Origin of the sequence: Gloeocapsa sp. PCC 7428 (assembly GCF_000317555.1) — a bacterium.
In the GTDB taxonomy this organism is placed as follows: Bacteria; Cyanobacteriota; Cyanobacteriia; order Cyanobacteriales; family Chroococcidiopsidaceae; genus Chroogloeocystis.
The window spans coordinates 3324873-3340703 of the sequence record NC_019745.1 but is presented as its reverse complement, the minus strand read 5'-3'; the positions used below and the strand labels follow the sequence as shown (position 1 = coordinate 3340703).

Genomic DNA, 15831 nt, shown 5'->3' with positions numbered 1-15831 from the left:
GCGCTCAGTAGAGAAGATAAATATAGAGCAAAAGTAAAACATTTCTATTACCTTTTAAAGGTTTCGTATTTGTGCCATTTTCTCGCAACTACTGCATCTTGGTTGTAGACGACATAGCAGATAATCTGTTTTTACTGCAAACGTTTTTAGAAGCAGAGGGATTTGAGGTTGAAACGGCTGATAACGGTAGCCAAGCCCTCAGCCAAATATTAACTAAGTTACCCGACTTAGTGCTGCTCGATGTGATGCTACCAGACATGAGTGGCTATGAAGTCACTCGACGGATTCGTCAAAATTACAGCTTACCTTCGCTTCCCATCCTGCTCGTTACAGCCCACGAACAAGCCCACTCGAAATTAGGATTGGATGCGGGAGCAAACGATTTTATTCGCAAACCTGTTGATTTTGAAGAACTCTTGGCAAGAATTGCCGTATTTTTGCGCTAAGGATCACTATAACATCATGTAGAAGAGTAGGTCAGCCGCTCAAGTAAATCGATGCAACAACGACCGTAAATGAATTTTGTTCTTTATTCTCATTGTCAGCGTTATCATATCAAATCCGGTTGATTAGTGTTAACAAAAATGATCAGTAAAGGTGACTGGTGACTAGTAACTATAGCGATCCTATTTGAGTTGTGAAAAATATTTTTTAATAAACCACAAAGGTACATAGACGCCCGTAGGGCGGCTTCTCGTAGAGTAGGACACAAAGAGAAAAGTTAAGAGAGGTTTTTCACGAATGATTTAGGACTGCTATAGTCACTAACCACTAATAACGATGATATCAGTGCTTGTTAGGTAGCGATTGGCGAATTATCCAGTATTGGCTTGACAAGTAATAAATGAAAACGTATTTTTTATCACAAAGAATTTTAAAAACACTATCTGTCTTTAGTTAGAAAGAAAATTTGCAATTAATCGTCAGTGTTTTAATACTGAGATACAGCTTTATCTGTAAATCAGATTATCATTAAGAATGTCAGTGAAAATCAGCTAACCAGACAGCTATAATGTCGTTATTTTAATAATGAGACTTATTTTTGGTTAGTTTGTTGTTATTTGGCTAGTATAAGCCTCCAAAATAGTCTAAAAAGTACAATTAGTCAGATATTACTATACTCAAAATAATCCAAGCACAACTGTAAACCATATTTGCAGAGGTTAAAAACCTACTTGTGTTGCTAAAGGAGTTTGGGTAGATTACTAGTACCAAGTTAGCTAATACCATTTCAATAAATAAAACCCAAAAATCATTTCTCCTTTGCTCCTCTGCTCCTCTACTGCCTAACTGTAGTAACTTCAAAGTGAAATGGTATAAGTTGTCTAGCTGTATTTGGCAGAAAATTCTATGTGAAAAAGCATAGTAAAAATGATCACAAACTTGATTTATATTCTTGAATATTTCATTTCTTTAAGAAAGTTATTTAGGAGGAAATTGCTTTATAAAATGACTTAAATAAGAGATAAGGGTACTGCCTTTATCAAATAAATCGACCTCCAATATAAGCCAGAAAGGGTGCTTAGTTATGACTACGTGTTGCTAGTTCGCAGTGGATTAGCAACAACAATTTCCTGAATGGAGGATTTTAGTAGAGCATATGGCAACAAAATTTCCCAAGTTTAGCCAGGATCTCGCCCAGGACCCGACGACACGGCGTCTGTGGTACGGGATTGCCATGGGCAACGACTTTGAAAGCCATGATGGGATGACCGAAGAGAAGCTTTATCAAAGAATCTTCGCGACTCACTTCGGTCACGTGGCGATCATTTTTCTGTGGACATCAAGCTTGCTGTTCCACGTCGCCTGGCAAGGTAACTTTGAACAATGGATTAAAGATCCATTAAATGTCCGTCCCATTGCGCACGCAATTTGGGACCCTCATTTTGGTAAAGCCGCAGTCGATGCGTTTACGCAAGGTGGTGCTAGCTACCCCGTTAATATTGCATACTCTGGTGTTTATCACTGGTGGTACACAATCGGGATGCGGACGAATAACGATTTATACAGCGGCGCAGTCTTTTTGTTGCTGCTAGCGGCGTTATTTTTGTTTGCGGGTTGGTTGCACTTGCAGCCGAAGTATAGTCCTAGCTTGACTTGGTTCAAAAGTGCAGAACCACGCCTCAACCACCACTTGGCAGGTTTGTTTGGCGTCAGCGCACTTGCATGGACAGGTCACTTGGTTCACGTTGCAATTCCCGAATCGCGCGGACAGCACGTCGGTTGGGATAACTTCTTAACAACACTTCCTCATCCCGAAGGATTAAGACCATTCTTTACAGGGAACTGGGGTGTTTACGCAGCGAATCCTGACACAGCAAATCATATATTTGGCACATCGCAAGGGTCAGGAAGTGCAATTCTGACGTTTTTAGGTGGTTTCCATCCGCAAACGCAGTCGTTGTGGCTGACGGATATGGCGCATCACCACTTAGCGATCGCCGTTATCTTCATTATTGCCGGTCATATGTACCGGACGAACTTCGGAATTGGTCACAGCATCAAAGAGATGCTCAATGCCAAAAACTTCTTTGGTGTAAGAACCGAAGGTCAATTCAACTTGCCACACCAAGGGCTGTACGACACCTATAACAACTCGCTGCACTTTCAATTATCGATCCACCTAGCAGCACTCGGTACTGCGCTGTCGCTGGTAGCACAGCATATGTATGCCCTACCTCCGTATGCGTTCATCGGGCAAGACTTTACGACGCAAGCCGCATTGTACACGCATCACCAGTATATTGCTGGATTCTTGATGATTGGTGCGTTTGCCCACGCCGCGATCTTCTGGATACGCGACTACGACGAGGAGCAAAATAAAGGTAACGTACTTGATCGCGTACTACAACACAAAGAAGCGATTATCTCGCACTTGAGTTGGGTATCGCTGTTCTTGGGTTTCCACACTCTAGGACTCTACGTACATAACGACGTTGTTGTTGCCTTCGGTACACCGGAAAAGCAAATTTTGATTGAGCCAGTATTTGCGCAATTCATTCAAGCTTCGCACGGTAAAGTACTGTATGGCTTTGACACGCTACTATCAAATCCAGATAGTATTGCGTCTACTGCGGGTGCAGCATGGCTACCAGGCTGGTTAGATGCAATCAATAACGGTACTAACTCGTTATTCTTGACGATTGGTCCTGGAGACTTCTTAGTACACCATGCGATCGCGCTGGGTCTACACACTACAGTTTTAATTTGTGTTAAGGGTGCATTAGATGCCCGTGGTAGCAAGCTGTTTCCCGATAAAAAAGACTTTGGCTTCACCTTCCCCTGTGATGGTCCTGGTCGTGGCGGTACTTGTCAAACTTCCGCTTGGGAGCAATCTTTCTTCCTTGCTACCTTCTGGATGCTGAACCTACTGGGTTGGACGACGTTCTATTGGCACTGGAAACATCTTGGCATTTGGCAAGGTAACGTTGCCCAGTTTAACGAGTCTTCAACGTATCTAATGGGCTGGCTGCGCGATTACTTGTGGTTATACTCCGCACAGCTAATCAACGGTTATAACCCCTATGGCATGAATAACCTGTCGGTTTGGGCTTGGATGTTCTTATTCGGACACCTCGTTTGGGCAACCGGCTTCATGTTCTTGATCTCGTGGCGAGGCTACTGGCAAGAGTTAATCGAAACGCTCGTTTGGGCGCACGAACGCACGCCACTTGCTAACTTAGTCCGCTGGAAGGATAAGCCAGTTTCGCTATCAATCGTCCAAGGTTGGTTGACTGGTTTAGCTCACTTTACGGTTGGCTATATCCTCACTTATGCTGCTTTCCTCATAGCCTCAACTGCTGGTAAATTTGGCTAATTTAGTTAGTTGAATTTCAGTTTGAATAAATATAACTCCTCGTCGCAAGGCGGGGATTTTTTAGTGTGAGTTAATCGTGTCATTTTTAATCAATCAGAACTGATATAGCAGTTAGCAATTAGCTGTTAGCTCTTAGCTTTTTTAAAAGCTTTATCGAGTCATACATTTACTCAATATACTTGTCCTAAGCTGAATGCGTTTTGCTCTACATTTCGCTAAATAAAAACGACAAATCATTTCTCCTCTGCCCACGCCAGTCGCCTCAACGGGGGTTTACCCTACAGTCGGTTTGCTCAACGGAGGACACCTCCGCACGCAACCGACCTCCCGCACGGCGCAGGCTCCCGAAGCTGCCTATTTGTAGTAACTTCAAATCGACATGATTTTACGTGAATTTTGTTAACGCTAATCGATGCCTAACCCAACTAGAAATGCTATGTATAGCAGTCGAAGCATAGGTTAGGACATCATAGAAGCTCAGAACTTTCACCCCAACTTACTTTTAACCCTGACCTCTGCTATACTTTCAAAGAGAAGTTTGCAGATAATTTAATAAGTTATATTACAAAAATAAACTGCCACTGCATAACAGTAACTTGTATCTTTACCAACACAAATATTTAACAGGTATCTACTTCTTGAGTTAAGGTTTTGGCACAGTATTAGAAGCTATGTTATGTATTAGTGAATTCTTTGATCGTGTGTACCTACTTGCCTGAAAGTGGTGAGATGCAAAACCTACAGAAGATTTCTGCTGTTAAGGTTTTTGTTTTTAACACTTCAGGCTTTTTATTATGTTTAAGCTGGCAAAATGATAGAAGGATACTGCATTTGAGTAGCACTACTAAAGGCTTTATGAATGCTACCAACTGTCGGCTAAGTAGGAATGGTTAGTGGCAAATAACAATCACTAAGTCACAATGAATTTATATTGCTGAAATATTATTTATTCTTGAAACTAATCCAGCAAAAATTAGCAGTGGAGCTAAGTGTGAATACTGTAGTAAAAGAACAGCAAATTAATATCAATGGTTTTACTATCCGTTACTTTACAGCAGGTGATGAGGGTTTACCATTAGTGCTGCTACATGGAAATGCGGCTAGTGCTGTTGATTGGTCTTGGGTATTGCCACAATTAGCGACTCAGTACCGCGTCTATGCGCCGGATTTTCCTGGGTTTGGTGACAGTAGCAAACCTAACCTTAATTATTCACTCGACTTTTTAACACAGTTTGTGAATGACTTTCTGAATGTGCTGGAAATAGACAGCGCAGTAGTGGCTGGGAACTCGTTAGGTGGTATTGTGGCGTTGCGGTTTGCGTTAGCGAATGGCGATCGCGTCACGTCACTTGTACTAGTAGATAGTTCAGGATTGGGTTACGTCGTGACTCCCTTACTATCGCAGTTGACTCTACCTGGGTATGGCGAGGCAATGATTGCAATGTGCAAAACTCCATTAGGTGCGAAGCCGCGATCGTGGTTGCGGGCAACATTACTTTTTAATCACCCTGGAAAAGTTCCAGCGGCGTGGATCGCCGAACAAGAACGAATGTCGTTACTTCCTGGCTTTCTGGAAGCAAGTTTATCTGCACTACGGGCGCAGTTGAATGTTATCGGACAACGCGAGGTATTACTCGACGCATTACCTCAATTGACGATACCAACACTTGTTTTGTGGGGTACGAATGACTCGGTTTTCCCCAAATATCAAGCAGAAACCGCCGTCAGCCGACTACAGCGAGGACAACTTGCTTACATACCATATTGCGGTCACTTACCTCATGTCGAACGTCCTGATCTCTTCAGTAACGCAGTGAATCAGTTTTTAGTTGAAGTTAAGTAAGCTAGATCTATGGCAGTTTGGGTACTGTTTTAAGCTTCTATTTCTTGACGTGTTGAGAAGATCTTTTGCGTGCTTGATTGAGAGTGTTGTTGATTACAGTTTGGTATCCAATTCCTTCACGTTCTGCTTGTTCTTTAGCCCAATTAATCACAGCAGGATCGAGGCGAAGCGACACTTGAACGTACTTCTCTGATTTACTCTTTGCTGGTCTGCCCCTTTTACGAAGTGTTACACCAAACTGCTCTTCGATTGCCTTTCTAAATTCTGCTGTTTCTTCATCTGAAACGCGTCTTGCACGGTCAACAGGAAATTCATTTTGTTGTTCTTTGGGCATATAATTTTCGCTCCTTTTTATTTGCTGGTCTTGCACTGATTATGCGAATGCTATTTGCCCTCCTTGTGAAGACGACTACAAGGATTTTTCCGCTTTCTGCCTCCCCGATAGCCTGTTCTCTCTTTTCTGTTTGAGAATGCTTAGTATCATCTGCGATCAACAGATACGGGTCAGCAAAAACCGTTACAGAATCGAAGAACGTGACATTGTTCAAGTATGACAAGCGCCATTAACACGCAAGACTGTACCTGTAACATAGCTACTTGCGATCGGCGAAAGTAAAAACGCTACTGCCCAAGCAACCTCTTCAGGCTTGCCAAAGCGACGTAGAGGAACCTCAGACAGAATGCGTTGCTTGACTTTATCTGGTACACTCTGGAGCATCTCTGTATCGATAAATCCTGGTGCTACGACATTAGCTCGTACTCCGTATCGCGCTGCCTCTAATGCGAGTGTTTTCGTTAGACCAATCAAACCTGCTTTAGATGCGGCATAGTTCGTTTGACCAACGTTACCACGTTCGCCGGAAATGGAACTAATGCAGACAACCGAGCCTTCACCACGCTCGTACATCTTGGGAATCACAGGCATGAGCGTGTGATAGACTCCCTTCAAATTCGTGTCAATAACTGCATCCCAGTCTGAAGTCGTTTGTTTGGGGAAAAAATTGTCGCGTGTTATTCCTGCATTCGCTACAACTCCATAAATCGAACCTAATGTTTGTTCAATCTTTTCGACGACTTGCTCCATCGCTGAGCCATTGGTAACGTCAGCAGCGATCGCCATACCATAGGGATTAATGCGATCGCTGCGATGCGTATAAGCAACTTTAGCGCCCAAGTGTTCGAGTAATGCAACAGTGGCGGCTCCAATCCCGCGATTACCACCAGTGACGAAAACAACTTTATCCTCTAGCCCTAAAGAGATCATCGGTTACTCGCTACAAAGTGAATATAAACTCAAAACTGGTAATTGATAATGTATTGAGAATATCTATTACTCATTCCCCAATCTTTATCTCAATCGCTCGACGGCGATCGCTGTCCCGCCGCCTGTACCATGACAAACCGCAGCTAACCCTAAGTGTGCATCGCGTTCCTGCAACGCATTGAGTAACGTTACGATGATTCGCGCCCCAGAAGCGCCGATCGGGTGTCCCAGCGCGATCGCGCCGCCATGAACATTGAGCTTCTCGTAGGGGACACCGAGGAGTCGATTAAATAACACGTTGCTTAATGCAAACGCTTCGTTATTCTCAAACAAGTCAAAATCGTAGATTCTCATCTTCAGCTTGGCTAATAGCTTTTGCACTGCCACAATTGGGACTTCTGGAAAGCGCCAAGTTTCTCCACCTACCCACGTTCCACCAAAAATCCGCGCGATCGGTTTGAGTCTGTTCCACAGCTTTTTTGCTTGCTACAACCAGCGCTGCAGCTCCATCCGATAGTTGACTGCTGTTACCAGCCGTAAAGATGCCATCCTCGATAAACGCGGGTTTGAGCTTGCTGAGACTCTCCAATGTGCTTTCTGGGCGAATTCCTTCATCTTGATCGACAACGAGCATTCCTGTCTTGCTTTTGACCTCAATCGGGACAATTTCGCGTTTGAACGTTCCTTGTGCGGTGGCGATCGCGGCGCGTTGGTGCGAATACAGCGCAACTTCATCTAACTCTGCCCGCGTGATATTGTAAGTTGATGCTAAGCGCTCCGCTTGTTCTCCCATAGTTTCTGAAGATGTGGGATCGGTAAGACCGTCGTAGAGTAGGATATCGATGAGTTGCTCTGGCGAACTCAGCGATTTGTATCCCCATCGCGCGCGGTGCGATAGCAAAAACCCTGTCTGAGACATTGATTCCATTCCGCCTGCAAGGACGATATCTGCGGCTTGGGCGTGAATCGCAGTGGTTGCATTAATGACGCTCATCATTGCTGACGAGCAAACCATATCAACGGCGTATCCGTTTACTGATTCGGGAATTCCCGCTTTTAAAGCGGCTTGACGCGGTAATGATTGTCCGTGTCCGGCGCGGAGGACGTTGCCAAAGACATACAAATCTAAAGCTTCGCCTGAGATTCCGGCTTGTTTTAGAACTGCTTGAATTGTGTGCATACCTAACTCCACTGGGGAACAATTTGCCAGCGTTCCGCCGAATCGACCTAGGGGTGTACGTGCTGTGGAGATGATATAGGCTTCTTGCATATAACTTTATTGAGTGAAATGGATTTTTTAACGAACCACATTGGCGCATCCCCCGTAAGAGTTGCCGTTAGCCGTAGGCGCTAGGCTAGAACACAAAGTTTAGAGTAGGAGGAAGAGTATATTAATTTATGTTTTATCTTTGTGAATTTAGTATTTGTGCTTGCTTATTTGTCAAGATTATTGTTAATAGATAGTTAGGATATTTCATTTAAATGTAGGAGCGATCGCTATGGATTGGTCGAGTAATGTTGAACAGTTTTTTCGACAGTTGAGCGAAGTTCAACGGGCTGCTTTTAATAACTGGAATGACACCATGCCAAGTATGGAGAATTTCAACACGCGATTTTCAGATACTTTTGAAAAAACAGTGAACTTTCAAGAGGAATTAATAAGAAATTCGTTAGAAACTCAAGCTCTAATCGCTCGGATGTCAATTGAAATTCAGCAGCAATTGTGGGATGGATATTTTAAAACCCTACGGAAAGCACAACCTCAAAAAGCTGAGTGAGTCTTGAACTATTGAGCCAACTCGATAAAAAAAGTCAGAATCCAGATGAGAAGCTACTTATAAAAAACCCTGGATTCTGATTTATTAGAACTCAAATAACATGAACCAAATCTATTTTAGACATTTATTGATATTATCCTCAAAAAATAGTGAAAATATTGTCCTCCTCAACATAATAGTAAAACCTTGACAAAACTTCTATCGTAAGAATCAGCCTGTTACAACCAAAGGGAGAAGTTTATATCAAGTTAGTACGTAAGAAAAAATACAAAATATTATTAAATTAAGTCAATTACTCGTATCCTTCCTTTGTGTACTTCGTGTCCTCTGTAGTTCGTTAATTTTCCCTTCTTACTTCAACCAATCAGCGATCGCCTCAGGTAGATCCTTTTGAACTTTACGACTCACATACATACCAATATGCCCAACCGGAAAAGAACGTACCGTGTACTCGCTGCTAGCAACGTACTTCTCTAACGCTAACGAAGATGCAGGAGGTACTAAATGATCCTGCTCGGCATATATATTAAAAATTGGAATACGAATCTTCTCTAAATGTACTCGTTTTCCTCCTATCTCCAGTTGACCTTTTATAAGTTTATTTTCTTGATAAAAGTCTTTCATATATTGTCGAAAAGCTTCACCAGCTAGATCGGGACTATCGAAAATCCACTTTTCCATGCGGAAGAAGTTGATAATTTTTTCCTCAGAATCACTACTTTCTAAAAACTTAATATACTTTTCAACTCCTAATTGAAAAGGTTTAAGCATCAGAAATTGAAAATTGAGCCAGTCGCCAGGAACATTCCCCAAAGTATCAATCGCTAGATCCACATCTAGAGCTTTTGCGCCTAGCGTACAGCCACTCCAAACGTTGAGCAGCCCTTCTTGAGTATGGAAATCAACAGGCGTAACCATCACAATCAGGTTTTTTACCTTCGCTGGGTAAAGCGCACTGTAGCAAAGGCTAAAGGTTCCTCCCTGACAAATGCCTAAAAGATTAATTTGCGCAAGGTTGTGGCGATCGCAGACAACATCGATGCAGTTATTAATATAGCCATTAATGTAATCATCAAGCGTTAGCCAACGATCAATTCGACTTGGATAACCCCAATCGATTAAGTAAACATCAACACCGAGTTTGAGCAAATTAGCAACAAGCGATCGCTTTGCTTGTAAATCAACAATATAAGGACGATTCACTAAGGCATAAACAATCAAAATCGGAGTGTTGAGTAAATTTTTCACTTGTGGAGTAAAGCGATACAACACCACCTTATCTTCGCGGTAGATTTCTTCCTTCGGCGTGACTCCTATTAAATTGTCTTCTTCGCGCAAACGGCTAAAAACTTCACCACGTTGCCAAAGTTCGGCTAGATCTGTAAGCATTACGTTCTTGCTAGGTAACTATTCCTCTCCCCACACTCCGCCCAAAACACTTGCGGTTTTGACGTTCTCTTCTTTGGTTGGTACGACTGGATGCAACTTGGTTGGCGATGCTAAAGCTTTTTTGAGGCTTTTAACTTCCTTGCGTAACTCGTAGATAGTGCGGTAGAGTTCATCAATTTCACTCTTAACTGGAAAGTCATACGTCTTGAGAAACAGTTCGATCAGCTGTTGTTGATAAAGCCGAGATTTCATTGCTGTATTTAAGAAGTTTCCTTGAATTTGTAGGGCTTCTTCTGAACGAAATGTCTGCGCAAATATGCGATCAAACGAGCGACTCCAAATTTGCAATACCTCACGCCAGTCAGGATCGCGCTTGCTAAAATCTAATTGTGGTATAAGTTCGGCAAAAGTCTTTACCCAAACATCAGCAAGCACAATTTGATAGTCAAAGCTTGCTTTACAGAAGTTAAGCCAGGTATCAATTCCTTGGAGCAACTTGTGATTGAATTCACGAGTAATCCCGATGCGAGGACTTTGTAACCACCGGCTATATGTCTTTTCATAAATATCCCAATAAAGGTTATTTAACTCAAGCAACAGCGTGCGATCGCTAACATTGCTACTACTTGTCGCTTGAGCATCGTCATCAGGATTGCCATCTAGGGGTGTTTCTCGTTCCATCATATTTTCCCCTCTTTGAACGCCTGTGTTGCTAAAAACGCGAGTGTGGCTGTACCCGCGACGGCACCCCATTTGAGAAGTGGATTTTTGTCTAGCCAGTCACCGATACTCGGTACTGCTAAATTGCCAAAGTCCCCCTCAACTTTGTCGTTGGCTGGAATTGGTTGATAAAGATTGTTGGGTACATCTTCCGATTTCGGTTCTGAAGTTTGCTGGAGTTGATAACCGATCTTGACTAACACAAAATCGACTAACCCAGGCGACAGACGTTGCAAAAGATCGGTAACTCGCGCTGCATCTCCTACCAGAAAGTCACGCGTGGGATGAGTCGCGACATAGAGGATCGCATCCGCAACCAAGCTAGGTTCGTAGTATGGTGGTGCGCCGGATGGTTTGACACCTAATCGTGTTAGCGCATTGTTGTAGAAGGGCGTGTTGACTGAGGCAGGTAAGATACTCGTTACACTAATCGGGATTCCCTCATGTTGTAACTCGACGCGCAGCGATTCCAGAAAGCCTTCAACACCATGTTTTGCCGAACAATACGAACTTTGCAGCGGTAAACTACGCCTACCGAGAACTGACGAAACGTGAATTAACGCGCCTTGCCCTTCGCGCTTGAGATGCGGTAGTGCTGCCATTGCGCCGTATGCTTGTCCGGTTAAGCTAACATCAATCACGCGCTTGAACTCTTCGGGCTTAGTATCAGCAAAACTTGCAAACACAGCCGTAGCAGGAGTATGCACCCACGTATCAAGTCGTCCGTATGCTTCAACCGCACGATCTGCGATCGCTTTCACTTGGTCAAATACTGTCACATCCGCAACGACGGCGATCGCCTCGCTTCCCAATTGCCGAATTTCTTCTACTAAAGATTGCAGTCCCGATTCACTCCGCGCAGCGACAACAAGTTTTGCTTTATGCTTGGCAAATTGCAGCGCCGCCGCGCGTCCAATCCCGCTGGAAGCCCCAACGACGACAACGACTTGTTGATCAATCGGCTTCAGTTGCATCAATGGTACTCCCTAAATTCTTTGCGATCGCTCATGCTTGTCTTACTTAAGTCTTTATGGTCGAAAATAAAAGCAACTAAAAATTTAATAATTGTGGGGATAATTTTTATTCTCTTTTTCTTATTCAAAGTAGATCCTTTTATTTCGATTAGTTTAACCATTCATGAGGAAATACTTAAAATTACTAAATTTGTTAATTTTCAACAAAGTCAAGACATATTTTCTATGCCAAGCAATAGAAAGTAGTGTATTGAATCTTTTAGAAATCTTGCTATAAAAGCCTAATGAAAATCTTGGCTAACGTAATATGAGCTTTTTAAAAGCTATCAAATACATTTATCTTTGATTTTCTACCTAAAAAGATGAATTGATATGAATTGAGTTAGTAATCTTGGCTACAAAGTTGAATAAGCAAACTATTGACAGTTAATCATTGCGTCTACAAGCTTGCACGTCCTCAATTGTTTTGTTTTTACTTCACGTAAAATCTACTCCTAGGGTAGAAGTAAAATTTGAGTCAGGAAGCTTAGTCTATGTAGTTAAGTACTTATAACCACCAAAAAGCGCGCTACAGTGCGGTCGATTTTAAGATATGCAATTTCAAATTGAATGTAATACTTTGACAAATTACCAAGCGTGCTTCATCTGCAACAAACAATTTCAACTGAAGGAAGCACGATTAATTATCTGCAATGACCAAGGTGATGGTTACGGTGATATTTGCCCTCAGTGTATGGCTATGGGTGCTTTCTGGATCGGCAATCAACTCAAAGCACTTGAGAATAAACTTATGAAATAGAAGTGCTATAAGGCTTTGTTCTGACTGTGTATTTCAACATATGCCATAATTTATATATATGGTATTAAGGATGACCGTAATCCTCTTAAGATTTTAATAAAGCTGGTAGTGTAATTTCTTTATGCTGAAAACTTAATTAAAGAATTAGGTAATTAAACCTACGATATTCCCTTAACAAATGTCCAGAAAATACTGTACATCTGGAACATTGTTAGGTTATGTTGCTATTACGTTCAACCTTGGGCTTGAGCGAAAGGGTTAGGGTATCTATTTTGATGGATTTACTATTGGATAGGTTGGAGGAAGAAACGGAATACTGCAATGTTGGCGTAAACAGAATAGCCCTCTCTATACAAGATGGCTATCCACGTCCACAACTGCAACGAGACAAGTGGTACAACTTAAACGGCACTTGGCGATTTGTGTATGATGACCAAGGACAGTTTAATCAACCTAGCCATATTACCGATTGGACACATAATATAGAAGTTCCGTTTGCTCCCGAATCTACCAAAAGTGGTATTGGCGATTTAGCGTTTCATACAAATTGTTGGTATGAGCGAGAGTTTACAACGCCGCCAGGTGAGGGAAGATTGTTACTTCATTTTGGGGCGGTAGATTATCGGGCGCGGGTGTGGGTTAATGGTCAGTTTATGGCTGACCACGAAGGCGGTCATACTCCGTTCAGTATTGATATTACGTCGGTTTTGGATGATAGTGGCGTAACTAAAGTTACAGTTTGGGCGCAAGACGATCCGCACGACTTAGCTAAACCGCGCGGTAAGCAGGATTGGCAATTAGAGGCGCATAGTATTTGGTATCCTCGCACAAGTGGCATTTGGCAGACCGTCTGGGTGGAACGTGTGGGTGGAACGTATGTCGATCGCATCCGGTGGACTCCAGAATTTGAGCGGTGGGAAATTGGTTTTTACGCGGCGATCGCTGGCGATCGCCAAGATGGTATCCAAATCAAAGTCAAACTGAGTATTGGCGATACAGTCTTAGTAAAAGATACCTACGAAGTCTTCAACGGCGAGATTCAGCGCCGGATTGCGCTTTCCGATCCAGGAATTGACGACTACCGTAATGAACTGCTTTGGAGTCCAGAGAAACCAACGCTGATCGAGGCCGAAATTCAATTATGGGAGCAAGACAAGCTACTTGATGAAGTAAAATCCTACACCGCGATGCGTACTGTCGGGATACAACGCGATCGCTTTATGCTCAACGGTCGCCCGTATTACTTACGGTTAGTTCTCGATCAAGGCTACTGGGAAGAGACATTAATGACTCCACCATCCGATGCAGCGTTGCGACGCGATGTGGAACTTGTCAAAGCTATGGGTTTTAATGGAGTCCGCAAGCACCAAAAAATTGAAGACCCGCGTTTTTTATACTGGGCGGATGTCTTAGGATTACTCGTATGGGAGGAAATGCCCAGCGCGTATCGCTTCACTCCCAAAGCCGTCGAACGCATGACTAAAGAGTGGACAGAGGTCATTGAGCGCGATATTAGTCACCCGTGTATTGTCGTTTGGGTACCGTTTAATGAATCGTGGGGAGTTCCGAACTTAGTGGAAACACCGGCACACCGCAACTATGTTTTAGCAATCTATCACCTTACCAAGACGCTCGATCCATCGCGTCCGGTCGTTGGTAACGATGGTTGGGAAAGTACCGATACCGATATTCTCGCGATTCATGACTATGAAACCAATCCTACACAGTTAGCGCATCGTTATGGTCCAGAAGTCAAGCTATCAGACCTTTTTGAACGGCGGCGTCCTGGCGGGCGAATCTTAACTTTAGATAACTATCCGCATCAAGGACAACCAGTAATGCTTACCGAGTTTGGCGGAATTGCTTATGCCCCAGAAGATAAACCAGATGCTGATAAGGTTTGGGGATACGAGCGATGTTTTAATATTTCCGAACTCGAAATGAAGTATACTGCACTGCTGGAAACAGTGAATAGCATCGAAATATTCAGCGGCTTTTGTTACACGCAGTTTGCCGATACGTTTCAAGAAGCTAACGGGTTATTGTACAGCGATCGCACGCCTAAAATCTCGATTGATGCGATTCGTCAGGCAACTCTATCAGGAGGTTTATGTACTCCCACAAGCTGCTAAAGCCGGATGGTCGTCATTTAACGTTGTACAGTCGCTACCCCATTGATAGTAAAATCACCGCCGTCAGCCCCAGCAATGAACCAGTGCAAGCAAATCCGCATCTGCGCTGGCATCCGTTACGCGGTGAATGGGTCGCCTATGCAAGTCACCGTCAAGCACGGACGTTCATGCCGCCTCCAGAATATAATCCCCTCGCACCCACTACCAATTCTACGTTTCCGACGGAACTACCATTAGGTAGATATGACGTTGCGGTGTTTGATAACCGCTTTCCCTCACTCACGATCGCAGCCCACGATCCGCCGCCATCGATTGTGGAAACTTTACCTGCAAATGGTGCGTGTGAAGTGGTGGTATTTACGCAAGATCCGCAAGCGTCGCTGGGTTCATTGGCACTTGACCACTTAGATTTGCTGTTGCAAGTGTGGGGCGATCGCACTAGAATTCTCGGAGAAAATCCCCAGATTCAATACGTCCTCCCGTTTGAAAATAAGGGTGTGGAAGTGGGCGTAACATTGCACCATCCTCACGGACAAATTTACGCTTATCCGTTTATTCCACCCGTACCCGCACGAATGCTAGAGAGGCAACGGCACTTTTACGCGGAACATCAATGTGGTTTGCTGCAAGATTTGATTCAAAAAGAGATTGCCGATAACCAAAGAATTGTTTATCAAGATGAAAACGCGATCGCGTTCGTTCCGGTATGCGCGCGCTATCCTTATGAAGTGTGGGTTGCGCCGATTCAGCCCGTTGCGACGTTTTGTGACTTGAGTGCAGCGCAACGCTGGAGTCTTGCCAAAGCTTTAAAAACGGTAACGCTGAAATATGATGGCTTATGGCAGCGCTCATTTCCGTACTTGATGGCGTGGTTCCAAGCGCCTACTGATGGAAAAGCGCATCCGGAAGCGCATTTGCACGCACAATTTTATCCTCCGTATCGAACAAGCGATCGCCTGAAATATTTAGCAGGAACCGAACTCGCCGCAGGGATGTTTGCCAACGATGCATTACCAGAGGAAAAAGCTAAGGAGTTACAAGCTGTCGTCGTCAATAGCGAATTAGCAATCACATGATGCCCACCCTATCAATCAAATATTTGCTGCGCAGCAACA

The 15831-nt window shown here is 43.5% G+C and carries 15 protein-coding genes; 7 read left to right on the top strand and 8 right to left on the bottom strand.

Going from position 1 to position 15831, the window contains the following annotated elements; translation table 11 throughout:
- Positions 1–71: 71 nt before the first annotated feature.
- The 3 genes from GLO7428_RS14690 (at position 72) to GLO7428_RS14680 (ending at position 5660) form a co-directional block, all read left to right on the top strand.
- Positions 72–446: a PleD family two-component system response regulator gene (locus GLO7428_RS14690; RefSeq protein ID WP_015189352.1), complete on the top strand. Its 375-nt coding sequence runs from the start codon at positions 72–74 to the stop codon at positions 444–446.
- 1154 nt (positions 447–1600) lie between these two features.
- Positions 1601–3817, top strand: coding sequence for a photosystem I core protein PsaB (gene psaB / locus GLO7428_RS14685; protein ID WP_015189351.1), 2217 nt, complete (start codon positions 1601–1603; stop codon positions 3815–3817).
- 991 nt (positions 3818–4808) lie between these two features.
- Positions 4809–5660 carry an alpha/beta fold hydrolase gene (locus tag GLO7428_RS14680; protein WP_015189350.1) on the top strand — a complete coding sequence of 284 codons (852 nt, stop codon included), beginning with the start codon at positions 4809–4811 and terminating at the stop codon, positions 5658–5660.
- 37 nt (positions 5661–5697) lie between these two features.
- On the opposite strand, the gene GLO7428_RS14675 is transcribed toward GLO7428_RS14680, so the two are convergent.
- From GLO7428_RS14675 to GLO7428_RS14660, 5 genes are all read right to left on the bottom strand, one after another.
- Positions 5698–5994 (bottom strand): BrnA antitoxin family protein, encoded by a 297-nt coding sequence (locus tag GLO7428_RS14675; protein ID WP_015189349.1) that lies wholly within the window; start codon positions 5992–5994, stop codon positions 5698–5700.
- On the bottom strand, positions 5972–6208 hold the full coding sequence (locus GLO7428_RS29750; RefSeq protein WP_196797375.1) for a BrnT family toxin: 237 nt from the start codon (positions 6206–6208) through the stop codon (positions 5972–5974). Before GLO7428_RS29750 ends, GLO7428_RS14675 begins: the two co-directional genes overlap by 23 nt.
- Positions 6205–6924, bottom strand: a complete 720-nt coding sequence (locus GLO7428_RS14665) for an SDR family oxidoreductase (protein WP_015189347.1) — start codon at positions 6922–6924, stop codon at positions 6205–6207. The genes GLO7428_RS29750 and GLO7428_RS14665 overlap by 4 nt, the downstream gene beginning before the upstream one ends.
- An 84-nt stretch (positions 6925–7008) precedes the next feature.
- Positions 7009–7368, bottom strand: a complete 360-nt coding sequence (locus tag GLO7428_RS29075) for a hypothetical protein (RefSeq protein ID WP_231295636.1) — start codon at positions 7366–7368, stop codon at positions 7009–7011.
- Positions 7259–8194 (bottom strand): thiolase family protein, encoded by a 936-nt coding sequence (locus GLO7428_RS14660; RefSeq protein WP_231295492.1) that lies wholly within the window; start codon positions 8192–8194, stop codon positions 7259–7261. Before GLO7428_RS14660 ends, GLO7428_RS29075 begins: the two co-directional genes overlap by 110 nt.
- Positions 8195–8423: 229 nt before the next feature.
- Between GLO7428_RS14660 and GLO7428_RS14655 the strand changes: the two genes are divergently transcribed.
- Positions 8424–8702, top strand: coding sequence for a hypothetical protein (locus GLO7428_RS14655; RefSeq protein ID WP_015189346.1), 279 nt, complete (start codon positions 8424–8426; stop codon positions 8700–8702).
- 351 nt (positions 8703–9053) lie between these two features.
- Here GLO7428_RS14655 and phaC read toward each other — a convergent pair whose 3' ends face one another.
- Genes phaC through GLO7428_RS14640 form a run of 3 tightly spaced genes read right to left on the bottom strand, consistent with a single transcriptional unit; the run spans position 9054 to position 11785 of the window.
- Positions 9054–10091, bottom strand: coding sequence for a class III poly(R)-hydroxyalkanoic acid synthase subunit PhaC (phaC, locus tag GLO7428_RS14650; RefSeq protein WP_015189345.1), 1038 nt, complete (start codon positions 10089–10091; stop codon positions 9054–9056).
- Between the two features lie 18 nt (positions 10092–10109).
- Entirely contained in the window at positions 10110–10775 is a 666-nt protein-coding gene (locus tag GLO7428_RS14645) for a poly(R)-hydroxyalkanoic acid synthase subunit PhaE (RefSeq protein ID WP_196797374.1), read from the bottom strand.
- A complete protein-coding gene (locus tag GLO7428_RS14640) occupies positions 10772–11785 on the bottom strand; it encodes an SDR family oxidoreductase (protein ID WP_015189344.1) in 1014 nt (337 codons plus the stop codon). The genes GLO7428_RS14645 and GLO7428_RS14640 overlap by 4 nt, the downstream gene beginning before the upstream one ends.
- A gap of 592 nt (positions 11786–12377) precedes the next feature.
- Here GLO7428_RS14640 and GLO7428_RS14635 point away from each other — a divergent pair.
- From GLO7428_RS14635 to galT, 3 genes are all read left to right on the top strand, one after another.
- A complete protein-coding gene (locus tag GLO7428_RS14635) occupies positions 12378–12584 on the top strand; it encodes a hypothetical protein (RefSeq protein ID WP_015189342.1) in 207 nt (68 codons plus the stop codon).
- A gap of 275 nt (positions 12585–12859) precedes the next feature.
- On the top strand, positions 12860–14716 hold the full coding sequence (locus tag GLO7428_RS14630) for a glycoside hydrolase family 2 protein (protein WP_041918641.1): 1857 nt from the start codon (positions 12860–12862) through the stop codon (positions 14714–14716).
- Positions 14695–15792: a galactose-1-phosphate uridylyltransferase gene (galT, locus tag GLO7428_RS14625; RefSeq protein ID WP_015189340.1), complete on the top strand. Its 1098-nt coding sequence runs from the start codon at positions 14695–14697 to the stop codon at positions 15790–15792. Before GLO7428_RS14630 ends, galT begins: the two co-directional genes overlap by 22 nt.
- Positions 15793–15831: the final 39 nt, after the last annotated feature.